At 66.2% G+C, this 12,038-nt stretch carries 13 protein-coding genes; 4 read left to right on the top strand and 9 right to left on the bottom strand.

Translation table 11 applies throughout. The features are described 5' to 3' along the window. Nucleotide 1: 1 nt before the first annotated feature. The 8 genes from AC6HZP_RS08415 to coxB all read right to left on the bottom strand — a co-directional run bounded on the left by AC6HZP_RS08415 (nucleotide 2) and on the right by coxB (nucleotide 6,574). Nucleotides 2-763 carry an SURF1 family protein gene (locus AC6HZP_RS08415; RefSeq protein WP_497526200.1) on the bottom strand — a complete coding sequence of 254 codons (762 nt, stop codon included), beginning with the start codon at nucleotides 761-763 and terminating at the stop codon, nucleotides 2-4. Between the two features lie 12 nt (nucleotides 764-775). Continuing rightward, a complete protein-coding gene (locus AC6HZP_RS08410) occupies nucleotides 776-1,168 on the bottom strand; it encodes a DUF983 domain-containing protein (RefSeq protein ID WP_497526759.1) in 393 nt (130 codons plus the stop codon). A gap of 126 nt (nucleotides 1,169-1,294) precedes the next feature. Continuing rightward, entirely contained in the window at nucleotides 1,295-2,134 is an 840-nt protein-coding gene (locus tag AC6HZP_RS08405) for a cytochrome c oxidase subunit 3 (protein ID WP_201403124.1), read from the bottom strand. Between the two features lie 21 nt (nucleotides 2,135-2,155). Next, nucleotides 2,156-2,749: a cytochrome c oxidase assembly protein gene (locus tag AC6HZP_RS08400; protein ID WP_497526199.1), complete on the bottom strand. Its 594-nt coding sequence runs from the start codon at nucleotides 2,747-2,749 to the stop codon at nucleotides 2,156-2,158. Nucleotides 2,750-2,756: 7 nt separating this feature from the next. After that, the gene (locus AC6HZP_RS08395; RefSeq protein WP_201403122.1) at nucleotides 2,757-2,915 is read right to left on the bottom strand and encodes a cytochrome c oxidase system small membrane protein; all 159 of its coding nucleotides are present in this window, start codon (nucleotides 2,913-2,915) and stop codon (nucleotides 2,757-2,759) included. Between the two features lie 11 nt (nucleotides 2,916-2,926). Next, the gene (gene cyoE, locus AC6HZP_RS08390) at nucleotides 2,927-3,859 is read right to left on the bottom strand and encodes a heme o synthase (RefSeq protein WP_497526758.1); all 933 of its coding nucleotides are present in this window, start codon (nucleotides 3,857-3,859) and stop codon (nucleotides 2,927-2,929) included. Nucleotides 3,860-3,919: 60 nt separating this feature from the next. After that, nucleotides 3,920-5,542 (bottom strand): cytochrome c oxidase subunit I, encoded by a 1,623-nt coding sequence (gene ctaD, locus AC6HZP_RS08385; protein ID WP_497526198.1) that lies wholly within the window; start codon nucleotides 5,540-5,542, stop codon nucleotides 3,920-3,922. An 87-nt stretch (nucleotides 5,543-5,629) separates the two neighbouring features. After that, nucleotides 5,630-6,574 carry a cytochrome c oxidase subunit II gene (gene coxB / locus AC6HZP_RS08380; protein WP_497526197.1) on the bottom strand — a complete coding sequence of 315 codons (945 nt, stop codon included), beginning with the start codon at nucleotides 6,572-6,574 and terminating at the stop codon, nucleotides 5,630-5,632. A gap of 371 nt (nucleotides 6,575-6,945) precedes the next feature. On the opposite strand from coxB, the gene AC6HZP_RS08375 reads away from it, so the two are divergent. Both AC6HZP_RS08375 and AC6HZP_RS08370 read left to right on the top strand, forming a co-directional pair. Next, a complete protein-coding gene (locus tag AC6HZP_RS08375) occupies nucleotides 6,946-7,395 on the top strand; it encodes an invasion associated locus B family protein (protein ID WP_497526196.1) in 450 nt (149 codons plus the stop codon). A gap of 15 nt (nucleotides 7,396-7,410) precedes the next feature. Next, nucleotides 7,411-8,022 (top strand): pyridoxamine 5'-phosphate oxidase family protein, encoded by a 612-nt coding sequence (locus AC6HZP_RS08370; protein ID WP_497526195.1) that lies wholly within the window; start codon nucleotides 7,411-7,413, stop codon nucleotides 8,020-8,022. 531 nt (nucleotides 8,023-8,553) lie between these two features. Here AC6HZP_RS08370 and aroA read toward each other — a convergent pair. Further along, complete coding sequence (gene aroA / locus AC6HZP_RS08365) at nucleotides 8,554-9,825, bottom strand: 3-phosphoshikimate 1-carboxyvinyltransferase (protein ID WP_497526194.1); 1,272 nt, start codon at nucleotides 9,823-9,825, stop codon at nucleotides 8,554-8,556. A 212-nt stretch (nucleotides 9,826-10,037) separates the two neighbouring features. Here aroA and AC6HZP_RS08360 point away from each other — a divergent pair, with 212 nt between their 5' ends. Together AC6HZP_RS08360 and tldD are read left to right on the top strand one after the other, a co-directional pair. Then, nucleotides 10,038-10,391, top strand: a complete 354-nt coding sequence (locus tag AC6HZP_RS08360) for a lysozyme inhibitor LprI family protein (RefSeq protein ID WP_497526193.1) — start codon at nucleotides 10,038-10,040, stop codon at nucleotides 10,389-10,391. A 105-nt stretch (nucleotides 10,392-10,496) separates the two neighbouring features. After that, the gene (tldD, locus tag AC6HZP_RS08355) at nucleotides 10,497-11,921 is read left to right on the top strand and encodes a metalloprotease TldD (RefSeq protein ID WP_497526192.1); all 1,425 of its coding nucleotides are present in this window, start codon (nucleotides 10,497-10,499) and stop codon (nucleotides 11,919-11,921) included. Nucleotides 11,922-12,038: the final 117 nt, after the last annotated feature.

Below are 12,038 nucleotides of genomic sequence, written 5' to 3'. Positions count from 1 at the left end.
ATCAGTCCTTCCGCTTCAGCACGCCATTGACGAAGACGCCGTAGACGCCGAGCAGCGCGAAGGCGAGGCCGAACCACGTCACCACATACTGGAGGTGATTGTTGGAGAAGGTGACCGTTGTCTCGCCGCCCTGCGGCAGGCCGCCCGGATTGGGCGTCGCGTCGGCGTCGATCGAATAGGGCGCGACCTGATCCGCCGGCAGGCCGGCGGTGGCGGCGAAATGCGCCGGCTCCCGCGCGAACCACTGGTTCTTCGTGAGGTTGGGCGAGGACTGGAAGATGCCGGGGTTCTCCGGCCGGCGCAGCAGGCCGGTGACGGTGACGTGGCCCTGCAACTGGGCCTGCTCGCGCTTCGCGGCGTCCTTCATCGCGTCCGGCACGAAGCCGCGGTTCACATAGACGATCCAGCCGTCATCGGTCCGGAGCGGCGTGAACACGAACCAGCCGGGGCCGCCGATCGGCCCGCGCGGCTGCATCAGGGCGCCGTAGAAATGCGCCTCCTTGTCGTTCAGGAACGTGCCCGACACCGTAACCGGCGTGTAGTCGGCCTCGGCCAGGTCGAGGCCCTGCCAGAGCTCCGGTCCGGGCGCGGCGACCGGCTTGTCCTTCAGGCGGTTGTCGACATGCTCGATCAGCGCCTCCTTCCACCCCATGCGCCGCCACTGCCACGTGCCGAGCGAGCAGAGGATCGCAAAGACGACGAGGGTCGCGATGGTGGGCCAGATGAGCCTGCGAACGGGCGATCGAACGGATGACTGGGACATGTGCGTGCGGGATCAGCCCTGGTCGAGCTGCCCCTCCTCGGCCTTGTGCTTGTACTGGATGGCGATCATCAGCCCCTTCAGAGGCCGCAGCAGGCCGAGCGCCAGGGCGATCACCAGCGGGATCCACAGCAGGGCGTGCAGCCAGAAGGGTGGCTGGAAGGTGAATTCGACATAGAGCGCCAGGAAGGCGACGATGAAGCCGACGATCAGCATGACGAAGACCGCCGGGCCGTCGCCGGCATCGCTGAAGGCGTAGTCGAGGCCGCAATTGGCGCAGCGCGGCGCGAGCGTCAGGAAGCCGCTGAAGAGCCGCCCCTCGCCGCAGCGCGGGCATCGGCCGCGGAGGCCGGTGCTGGACGGCGTCAGAGGCGGATAAAGGGCCGTGTCGCGGGCCGGCTGGTGCATCTCGCTCAACGACAGGCTCCTCGAAGGCGGCGCGAAGCCGCCGGACGGACTGGGCCTTCCCCACTTGGAAAGACCCCGAAAAAGAGACGGGCGGCCGAAGCCGCCCGTCGCAGGATTTGTCTCGGCTCAGGCGCCGTGCATCGGCGCGCCCCAGCCACCCCAGACGTAGATGGCGAAGAAGAGGAACAGCCAGACCACGTCGACGAAGTGCCAGTACCAGGCAGCCGCCTCGAGGCCGAAATGCGCCTTCGCGGTGAACTGGCCGGCGAGTGCCCGCAGCAGGCAGACGATCAGGAACACCGTGCCGATGATGACGTGGAAGCCGTGGAAGCCGGTCGCCATGAAGAAGGTCGAGCCGTAGATGCTGCCGCCGAACGAGAACGTCGCATGGGCATATTCGTAGGCCTGCACGCAGGAGAAGATCAGGCCGAGCACGACGGTGCAGAGCAGGCCCCACTTCAAGCCCTCGCGGTCGTCGTGGATCAGCGCGTGATGCGCCCAGGTCAGCGTCGTGCCCGAGGTGAGCAGGATCAGCGTGTTGAGCAGCGGCAGGTGCCAGGGATCGAACACCTCGATGCCCTTCGGCGGCCAGTGACCACCGGTGAACTCGTAGCGCGCGACGTTCTGCGCCTCGTGGGCGAACAGGCTGGCGTCGAAGAAGGCCCAGAACCACGCCACGAAGAACATCACTTCCGAGGCGATGAACAGGATCATGCCGTAGCGCAGGTGCAGCTGGACCACGCGGGTGTGGTGGCCCTGCTGGCCCTCGGCGATCACGTCGGCCCACCAGGCATACATGACGTAGAGCGTGACAATCAGGCCCGGCAGCAGCCAGAGCAGGCTGTTGCCATGCATGTAGGCGACGCCGCCAACCGCCAGCGCGAACGCGCCGATCGAGGCCACGAAGGGCCACGGGCTCGGGTTGACGAGATGATAGTCGTGTTGCTTGGCGTGGGCCTCAGCCATGGAGATGCTCCCCGGTCTTTCTCAAAGCGATTTCCCCGATTCCTGCGTCTTGACCGCAGCGACAGGCGCCGCGGGCTCGTCGGAGCTCGGGAAGAAGGTGTAGGACAGAGTGATGGTGTCGATGAACCGCGCCTGCGCGTTGGCATCCATGGCGGGATCGATGAAGAAGGTCACCGGCATCTCGACCTTCTCGCCGGGCTTCAGCGTCTGCGACGTGAAGCAGAAGCAGGCGATCTTGTTGAAATACTGGCCGGTCAGGTCCGGGGTGACGTTGAACGCCGCCGTGCCCGTCGAAACGCGGTCGGTCCGGTTCTCGGCGATGAACTTCACCTCCTGGACCTCGCCGAGCTTCACCTTGATCTGGCGCTGCTCGGGCCGGAACGCCCAGCCGATGCCGTTGGCGACATTGCCGTCGAAGCGGACGGTGACCGTGCGATCGAGCGACTTGGTGGGCGCCTGCTCGGCGCGCAGCGGCGTGCCGCCGAAGCCGGTCACCTGGCAGAACATGCTGTAGAGGGGAACCGAGGCGAAGGCGGCCCCGACCATGGCGACGACGAAGACGCCACAGGCGGCTGCAATCAAGCCATGATTCTTCCTGTTCGGTTGCTCGCTCATCGCTCCCTCATATCGGCCGATTGGTGATGACGCCGGGGCCCATCTTCACGATGGTCACGACATAGAACAGCACCACGAGCGCGATCAGGACCGCCGCGATGGCGATCGAACGCGCGCGCTGGCGCTTCTTCTGCTCCGGGGTAAGACGCACGCCGTCTTCGCTCATGGTGATGTCCTTCACGCGACAAATCCCAGCAAGCCAAGGCAGCGATCCACGAGCAGCAAGGCGAAGAGCAGGAAAAGGTAGATGATCGAATAGCCGAACAGGCGCCGCGCCGGCACCATGGTCTCGTCGCTGTCCGGCATGCGGAAGACGCGCCAGGCGAGGTAGACGAAGCCGGCGCCGAGCGCCACGGCGGCGATGCCATAGGCGAAGGAGGCAAAGCCGAGGATCGTCGGCAGCACGCCGATCGGCGCCAGGAGAACGGAATAGATCAGGATCTGCTTGCGGGTCTCGGCAAGGCCGGAGACGACCGGCATCATCGGCACGCCGGCGCGCTGGTAGTCCTGCGACTTGAACAGCGCCAGCGCCCAGAAATGGGGCGGCGTCCACATGAAGATCATCAGGAAGAGCACGAGGCTCTCGATGCTGACGCTGCCGGTCACGGCCGCCCAGCCGACGACCGGCGGGAAGGCGCCGGCGGCGCCGCCGATGACGATGTTCTGCTGCGTCGAGCGCTTCAGCCACATCGAGTAGATGACGACATAGAAGAAGATCGTGAAGGCGAGCAGCGCGCCCGCGACCAGATTGACGAACAGCGCCAGCAGCGCGACCGAGAAGCAGGCGAGCGTCAGCCCGAAGGCGAGCGCCTCTCCCTCGGTGATCTTGCCCATCGGGATCGGGCGGGACTGGGTCCGCTTCATCACCCGGTCGATGTCGGCGTCGTACCACATGTTGAGCGCGCCGGAGGCGCCGGCGCCGATGGCGATGCAGAGCAGCGCCGTGAATCCGAGGACCGGGTGAATGCCGCCCGGCGCCAGCATCATGCCGACGAATGCCGTGAAGATGACGAGCGACATCACACGCGGCTTCAGCAGCGCGAGATAGTCGGAGGGGCTAGCGAGATTGCCGGCCACAGCGTCGATCCGGTTGAGGTGCACGTCAGACATCGCCGTCACTGTTACTCGTAAATGGGGGCCGGGACGCATCCCGGCCCCTGATTGTTGCGCTTAGTGCTTGGTCTCACCAATGCGCGGCAGGACTTCCCACTGGTGGAAGGGCGGCGGCGAAGACAGCTGCCACTCGAGCGTGGTCGCACCCGGGCCCCAGGGATTGTCGGGAGCCGGAACCTTCTTCAGGAGCGCGTCGATGACGCCATAGAGGAAGATCAGGACGCCGAAGGCCGAGATGTACGAGCCGATCGACGAGATGAAGTTCCAGCCCCAGAACGCATCCGGGTAGTCGACGATACGGCGCGGCATGCCGTCGAGACCGAGGAAGTGCTGCGGGAAGAAGACGAGGTTCACGCCGATGAACATCACCCAGAAATGCGTCTTGGCGATGGTGTCATTGTACATGTAGCCGAACATCTTCGGGAACCAGTAGTACCAGCCGGCGAAGATCGCGAACACGGCGCCGAGCGACAGCACGTAGTGGAAGTGCGCGACGACGAAGTAGGTGTCCTGGAAGGAGCGATCGAGACCGGCGTTCGCCAGCATGACGCCCGTCACGCCGCCGACGGTGAACAGGAAGATGAAGCCGATCGCCCAGACCATCGGGGCCTTGAAGTCGATCGAGCCGCCCCACATCGTGGCGATCCACGAGAACACCTTGATGCCTGTCGGCACCGCGATGACCATCGTCGCCGCGACGAAGTAGGCCTGCGTCTCGAAGGAGAGGCCCGTCGTGTACATGTGGTGGGCCCACACGATGAAGCCGACGACGCCGATGGCGACCATGGCGTAGGCCATGCCGATGTAGCCGAAGATCGGCTTCTTCGAGAAGGTCGAGACGATGTGGCTGATCATGCCGAAGCCGGGCAGGATCAGGATGTACACTTCCGGGTGACCGAAGAACCAGAACAGGTGCTGGAACAGGATCGGATCGCCGCCGCCCTCGGGCTTGAAGAAGGTGGTGCCGAAGTTGCGGTCGGTCAGCAGCATGGTGATCGCGCCGGCGAGAACCGGGAGCGAGAGCAGCAGCAGGAAGGCGGTCACAAGCACCGACCAGGCGAACAGCGGCATCTTGTGCAGCGTCATGCCCGGGGCGCGCATGTTGAAGATCGTGGTGATGAAGTTGATCGCACCGAGGATCGACGAGATGCCCGAGATGTGCAGCGCGAAGATCGCGAGGTCCATGGCGGGACCCGGCTGGCCTTCAGGACCCGAGCCGGAGAACGGCGGGTAGATCGTCCAGCCGCCGGAGGGGCCGTTGTGGCCGGTGGCGCCCGGAACGAACAGCGAGAGGATCAGGAGCAGGAACGACGGCGGCAGCAGCCAGAACGAGATGTTGTTCATGCGCGGGAACGCCATGTCCGGCGCGCCGATCATGATCGGCACCATCCAGTTGCCGAAGCCGCCGATCATGGCGGGCATGACCATGAAGAAGATCATGATCAGGCCGTGCGCCGTCGTGAACATGTTGAACACGTTCGGATTGGCGAAAATCTGCAGACCGGGCTGCTGCAGCTCGAGACGAATGCCGACCGACAGCGCGCCGCCGATGATACCCGCGCAGATCGCGAAGATCAGGTACATCGTGCCGATGTCTTTGTGGTTGGTCGAATAGACCCAACGACGCCAACCCGTCGGATGGTCGTGGTGATCAGCAGCGTGTGCAGCACCCGTGGCCATGGCCTGCTCCCTTTTTGTGTTCCAGCGGCGTCACGGCGCAGAGCACGCGCCGGAGCCGATCCATTTCAATCCTGCGACGCGGCCACCTCAGCGGGCGGCCACCTCGACGGCGGTTCCCGAAGCCTGGGCGACCTTCTCCTTGGCGACGGCGGCGGCGAGAACCTTGTAGGCACCCGGCAGATCGTCCTTGGCCTGTGCGACCCAGGCCTGGAACTGCTCCGGCGTCACGACGCGGATGGCGATCGGCATGAAGGCATGGTTGATGCCGCAGAGCTCGGAGCACTGGCCGTAGTAGATGCCTTCGCGCTCGGCGAGGAACCAGGTCTCGTTCAGGCGGCCCGGCACGGCGTCGATCTTGATGCCGAAGGACGGGACGGCGAACGAGTGGATGACGTCGGCGCCGATGACCTGCATCCGCACCACCGTGCCGACCGGCACGATCATCTCGTTGTCGACCGCGAGCAGGCGCGGCTGGTTGACCGGATCGGTGCGGTCCTTGTCCTCGAGCATGGTTGAGTCGAAGGAGACGCCGTCATGGTCGGTGTAGGTGTAGTTCCAGTACCACTGCAGGCCGGTCGCCTTGACGGTCAGCGTCTTGGCCGGATCGTAGTTCTGGACGACGCGGGCCGGGTCGGCCTGCGCGAACAGCAGCGAGAACGACGGAACCGAGATGCCGATCAGGATCAGGATCGGCGCCAGGGTCCAGACGACCTCGATCAACGTGTTGTGCGAGACCTTCGACGGTACCGGGTTCGACTTCCTGTTGAAGCGAAGCACCACATAGGCAAGCAGAAAGAGGACAACGATAACCACGATCGCCATGGCGATGGTGATGCCCGCGTTGAAGCGGTGGATCATGTCCATGATCGGAGAGCCAGAGGGCTGCATCCACATCGACCAGGGCGCCGGCTGGGCGGCCTGAGCCGCTCCCGTCAGTCCGCCGAGGACAGCCACAGACGCTCCACCGAACGCCAAAAATGATCCGAGACGCGTGATCGCCTTCGTCACGTGTTCACTCCCTATCCATGCCATCGCGGCATCGAAGCCGATCAGCGCAACGAAAACCGAAAAACGGCCTCCGTTGCGCCATTTTCCACAACAGTATAGGCCGAGGGCGTTTTCTGCCATGCGCAGAGTTTGGAATCGGCCGAATATGGACCGAGACAAACCACATGCCCCTTTGGCTCGCAACGGGGGATCGTGAGATGAGATGCGGCAAATCGCGCTCGCCAAAGCGCCCCGCAAGGGTTACTGCGCCGCGCCTCGTCGTGCATGGATGTGCGACACATGTGAGAATCGAGGAGATCGCTCCGGTGAAGGTATTTCCGACTGTGCGCCTAGGCGCATTCAGGCCCCTGCGAATCGTTCAGGCAGGCCTTGCAGCCGCCGCTCTGGCAGCCGTGATGCCTGGTGCCGCCTCGGCGCAGGGCGTCTCCAAGGGCATGCATGGCGACTGGGAAACGCGCTGCGACAAGCCCCCGGGCGCGCAGGGCGAAGTCTGCTCGATGATGCAGTTCGTGACGGCCGAGGACCGCGACAATGTCGGCCTTTCCGTCATCGTTCTGAAGACGGCGGACAAGAAGGCGAAGGTGATGCGCGTGCTGGCGCCGCTCGGCGTGCTGCTGCCCTCCGGCCTCGGCCTGAAGATCGACCAGAACGAGATGGGCCGCGCCGGTTTCGTGCGCTGCCTGCCGGACGGCTGCCTGGCCGAGGTCATCCTCGACGACGAGCTGATCAAGAAGCTGCGCGACGGCAAGACCGCGACCTTCGTCATCTTCCAGACGCCGGAAGAAGGTATCGGTATTCCGATCTCGCTGACGGGCTTCGGCCCCGGCTTCGACGCCCTGCCCTAGACGGAAGAACCACATATGGCCCGCATTGAGACGATGGAATCACTGCGGGCCATCTATGGCGCCCCCAAGGCCCGATCCGTCGCCAAGCAGCTCGACCGGCTCGACCGGCACTGCCGCGCCTTCATCGGCCTCTCGCCGTTCCTCGTCCTTGCGACGCAGGGCGCCGACGGGTTCGGCGACGCCACGCCGCGCGGCGATCATCCGGGCTTCGTGACGGTCAAGGACGACACGACGCTGATCATCCCCGATCGCGTCGGCAACAACCGCATCGATTCGCTTGCCAACATCGTCGAGCGGCCCGGCATCGGCATCCTGTTCCTGATCCCCGGCGTCGACGAGACGCTGCGCGTCAACGGCACGGCCGTGATCGATGACGACATCGCGTTGCGCACCGCCCACATGGCCGAGGACCGGATCCCCGCCACCGTGCTGGTGGTGACGGTGCGCGAGGCCTATCTGCAATGCGCCAAGGCGCTGATGCGCTCGAAGCTCTGGGCGCAGGAAAGCCGCGTCCCGCGCGATAGCCTGCCGACCATGGGCGAGATGCTCAGGGACCACACCCGCTCGCACGAGGCGGCCGAGACCCAGGCGGAGATGCTCGCCCGCTACGCCACGTCGCTGTACTGAGCGCAGGGCGCCTCTCCTGAGGGCGGCCTACGCGGAGCAATGCGTTCATCGTGTTGAGTAGCGCCTCAAAATTCTGAGACTTCCAGGCTATCGACCCGCTCCACCATCATCCTGAGGTGCTTCGCGGGAGCGAAGCCTCGAAGGAGGGTCCAGCGGGCACTGCAGTTGGCCGACGAATCCTGAAGCTGGCACAGCCCACCAGATAGTCAGCATCAGGGTAGTTCCCTGGACCCTCCTTCGAGGCCCGGCTTCGCCGGGCACCTCAGGATGATGGTCGAGGTTGGGAATGCGGCCTGGGGGAATGAATTCACCGAAACGGATGCGTTCGGAAAGGCTTAGGCCCCTCACCTCTCCCTGAGGGCGAGGTCGGAGCGAAGCTCCGGGTGAGGGTTTAGGGAACCCTCAGGATAGAGCATCACTCTACCGGAGCCTCACTGGCGAGGCCGTAAACCCTCACCCGCCGGCCCGCGGCCGTCGACCTCTCCCTCAGGGAGAGGTGAAGGAAACGCCCGGCTCAGACACGACCCAACCTCACTCCGCGAGCTGGACCCCGAGGCTCTTCAGCGCTTCCCAGTAGGTCGGGTAGGTCTTGGCGACGCAGCCGGGATCGAGGATCGTGATCGCGCCAATCTTCAGGCCGGCGAGCGCGAAGCTCATGGCGATGCGATGGTCGGCATAGGTCTCGATCCGCGTCGGCAACACCTGGCCGGCGAGCGACGGGTCGGACGCGACGATCAGGTCGTCGCCCTCCTCCGTGCCGAGGCCCGGCCGGATGCGCGACAGCTCGGTCGCCACCGCGGCGACGCGGTCGCATTCCTTGACGCGCAGGTTGGCGATGCCGACGAAGCGCACCGGCGTCTCGTTGAAGGCGGCGAGCACGGCAATCGTCGGGATTGCGTCCTGCATCTGCGAGCCGTCGATGACGGCCGGAAGATGCGGGAACTGGGCGATCACCTCGCGCGCCTTGGCGTCGGGCTGGGTGAAGGCGTCGGACGGCACGCCGAGATCGATCTTGCCGCCGGTCAGCACCTCGGCCGCCCAGAGATAGGTCGCGGCGGAAGCGTCGGGCTCGATGACATAGTCGACCGCGCGGTAGCCGGTCGGCTGCACGCGCCAGCTCGCCGCGTCGATCTGCTCGACCTCGGCCCCGAAGGCGCGCATCGCCGCGATCGTCAGGTCCACATAGCCGCGCGCGCCGATCTCGCTGCCGGTCAGCGCGACTTCGATCGGGCCGTTGCCGAAGGCCGCCGCCATCAAGAGCGCCGAGACGTACTGGCTGGAGAGCCCGCCATCGATCTCGACCCGGCCGGCGCCGAACGCGCCCGTGCCATGCACCGTCACCGGCGGATAGCCGCCGGCGTCCGAAGCATCGATGCCGAGCGAGCGCAGCGCCTCGACCAGCGGGCCAATCGGCCGCTTGCGCATATGGGCGTCGCCATCGACGACGACCGTGCCCTCGACCAGCGTTACCGCCGCGCTCAGGAAGCGCATGGCGGTGCCGGCATTGCCGAGGAAGAGCGGCGCGGAGGGCGGGTTCAGCCGGCCCGTGCTGGTGACGATGAAGCTGGTGTCGTCCGGCTCGTCGATGGTGACGCCCATGGCGCGCAGCGCCTCGGCCATCAGCTTGGTGTCGACGCTCTTCAGCGCGCCGGTCAGCCGGCTCGTGCCCTTGGCCAGCGCCGCCAGCAGCAGGGCGCGGTTGGTGATCGACTTCGATCCCGGCGGCGTGACGCGGCCGTTCAACGGGCCCTCCACCGGGATGATCGTCAGGGCCTGCTTGTCCAGGCCGAATGCCGTCGCCATTCTCGTCTCCGTCTTCCTCACCGGGATCGCGGCGCAAAGGCGCGTCATCGACGTCGCCGCGGCCTTCGATCCCCTCACTCTGTTCCGTGCCGCAGCGTATGGGCCATTCGGGGGCCGGAAGGCAATGGGTCGCGCGTCGCAGGCAGCTCGACAGGGCCGCTCCTTCGCATCAAGCTCGCGGAAAATTCCCGCGCGAACCCAGGATGGCCGTCATGATCCGCATCGCCCTTCTCGCCACGGCCCTCTCCGGCCTGACCGCCATCCCGGCCGGGGCGGCGAGCTTCGATTGCGCCAAGGCCTCGGCGCCGGACGAGATCGCCATCTGCCGGAATCCGGCGCTTTCCGAACGCGATACCGAGATGGCGGCGCTCTGGTTCGCCTACAGCAAGATCCCGATGATGATGGGCGGCAACGGCAATCGCCACGACGCGGCGCGCGATTTCCTGGCCCAGCGCGCGGCCTGCGGCGGCAATGTCGCCTGCCTCCAAAGCGCCTATGACGCGCGGATCGCCGCGCTGAAAACCGATATTCCCGCGGCGCTCGGCAACGCCTGCAACAACCCATGATCCGACTGCCCGGCGGATCGATCTGTCGCGTCCGGGCTTGCAAGGGGTGCGAAACGGCGCGCGATCGCCTATTTCAGCTGCTGACACACTTTCCCGGAGCTTCCCATGGCCGATGAACAACTGTCCATTCTCGCGCGCGCCGGCCTCGACCGCGAAGAGACCCGAGGCGTCGTGGCCGAGGCCCTTTCCGGCGCCGACGATGGCGAGCTCTATCTCGAATACGCCCAGTCCGAGGGCCTCGTCTTCGACAATGGCCGGCTTTCCGGCGCCAGCTTCGACACGCGCCAGGGTTTTGGCCTGCGCGCCGTCGCGGGCGAGGCGGTCGGCTACGCCCATGCCGGCGAGGTGTCGCTCGACGCGATCCGCCGCGCCGGCGAGGCGGTTGCCTCGGTGAAGCGCGGTCATTCCGGCACGCTCGCCGAACCGCCGCAGGGCACCAACCGCATCCTCTACACCGACGAGAACCCGCTCGGCAGCCCCAGCTTCGCCGACAAGGTCAAGCTGCTCGAGGCGATCGACGCCTATGCGCGGGCGAAGGATTCGCGCGTCCGCCAGGTCAGCGCCTCGCTCGCGGGCTCCTGGCAGGTGATCGAGATCCTCCGTCCCGACGGCACCTATCGCCGCGACATCCGGCCGATGGTCCGCGTCAGCGTTTCGATCATCGCCGGCGAAGGCGACCGCCAGGAACAGGGTTCCTACGGCATGGGCGGACGCGAGGGCTTCGGTCAGTTCGTCACCACTGAGCGCTGGCACCTCGCCGTCGACGAGGCGCTGCGCCAGGCGCTGGTCAATCTGGAGGCGGTCCCGGCCCCGGCCGGCACCTTCGACGTCGTGCTCGGTCCCGGCTGGCCGGGCGTCATGCTGCATGAGGCGGTCGGCCACGGGCTCGAGGGCGACTTCAACCGCCGCGGCGAGAGCGCCTTTGCCGGGCTGATGGGCCAGCAGGTCGCCGCCAAGGGCGTCACCGTCGTCGACGACGGCTCGATCCTCGACCGGCGCGGCTCGCTCTCCTTCGACGACGAGGGCACGCCGACGCAATCGACGACGCTGATCGAGGACGGCGTCCTCGTCGGCTACATGCAGGACCGCCAGAACGCGCGGCTGATGGGCATGAAGCCGACCGGCAACGGCCGCCGGCAGTCCTACGCGCATGTGCCGATGCCGCGCATGACCAACACGATCATGAAGAGCGGCAAGGACGATCCGGGCGAGATCCTCGCCTCGGTCAAGAAGGGCCTCTACATGGTCTCGTTCGGTGGCGGCCAGGTCGACATCACGAGTGGCAAGTTCGTGTTCTCCTGTACCGAAGGCTACATGATCGAGGACGGCAAGATCGGCGCGCCGGTGAAGGGCGCCATGCTGATCGGCAACGGCCCGGAGGCGATGAAGCGCGTGTCCATGGTCGGCAACGACATGGCGCTCGACCTCGGCATCGGCACCTGCGGCAAGAGCGGCCAGGGCGTGCCGGTCGGCGTCGGCCAGCCGACGCTGCGCATCGACCAGATCACGGTCGGCGGCACGGCGGGGTGAGCCCCTGCCCGTCACCTCTCCTTGAGGCGACTTTGCGCATCGTTGTCCGCCCGTCCTGCGGCGCTCGATTTCCATCATCCTGAGGTGCCCGAGCGCAGCTCGGGCCTCGAAGGACGC

It is taken from the genome of Kaistia sp. SLG-1, from assembly GCF_059699055.1.
The sequence above is the reverse complement of the archived record's forward strand: the minus strand, read 5'-3'. Positions and strand labels throughout refer to the sequence as shown.

Coding starts and splice junctions, on each gene's coding strand:
- AC6HZP_RS08415 (WP_497526200.1), bottom strand. CDS start 763: ATGTCCCAGTCATCCGTTCGATCGCCCGTTCGCAGGCTCATCTGGCCC.
- AC6HZP_RS08410 (WP_497526759.1), bottom strand. CDS start 1,168: ATGCACCAGCCGGCCCGCGACACGGCCCTTTATCCGCCTCTGACGCCG.
- AC6HZP_RS08405 (WP_201403124.1), bottom strand. CDS start 2,134: ATGGCTGAGGCCCACGCCAAGCAACACGACTATCATCTCGTCAACCCG.
- AC6HZP_RS08400 (WP_497526199.1), bottom strand. CDS start 2,749: ATGAGCGAGCAACCGAACAGGAAGAATCATGGCTTGATTGCAGCCGCC.
- AC6HZP_RS08395 (WP_201403122.1), bottom strand. CDS start 2,915: ATGAGCGAAGACGGCGTGCGTCTTACCCCGGAGCAGAAGAAGCGCCAG.
- cyoE (WP_497526758.1), bottom strand. CDS start 3,859: ATGTCTGACGTGCACCTCAACCGGATCGACGCTGTGGCCGGCAATCTC.
- ctaD (WP_497526198.1), bottom strand. CDS start 5,542: ATGGCCACGGGTGCTGCACACGCTGCTGATCACCACGACCATCCGACG.
- coxB (WP_497526197.1), bottom strand. CDS start 6,574: ATGGCATGGATAGGGAGTGAACACGTGACGAAGGCGATCACGCGTCTC.
- AC6HZP_RS08375 (WP_497526196.1), top strand. CDS start 6,946: ATGCCTGGTGCCGCCTCGGCGCAGGGCGTCTCCAAGGGCATGCATGGC.
- AC6HZP_RS08370 (WP_497526195.1), top strand. CDS start 7,411: ATGGCCCGCATTGAGACGATGGAATCACTGCGGGCCATCTATGGCGCC.
- aroA (WP_497526194.1), bottom strand. CDS start 9,825: ATGGCGACGGCATTCGGCCTGGACAAGCAGGCCCTGACGATCATCCCG.
- AC6HZP_RS08360 (WP_497526193.1), top strand. CDS start 10,038: ATGATCCGCATCGCCCTTCTCGCCACGGCCCTCTCCGGCCTGACCGCC.
- tldD (WP_497526192.1), top strand. CDS start 10,497: ATGGCCGATGAACAACTGTCCATTCTCGCGCGCGCCGGCCTCGACCGC.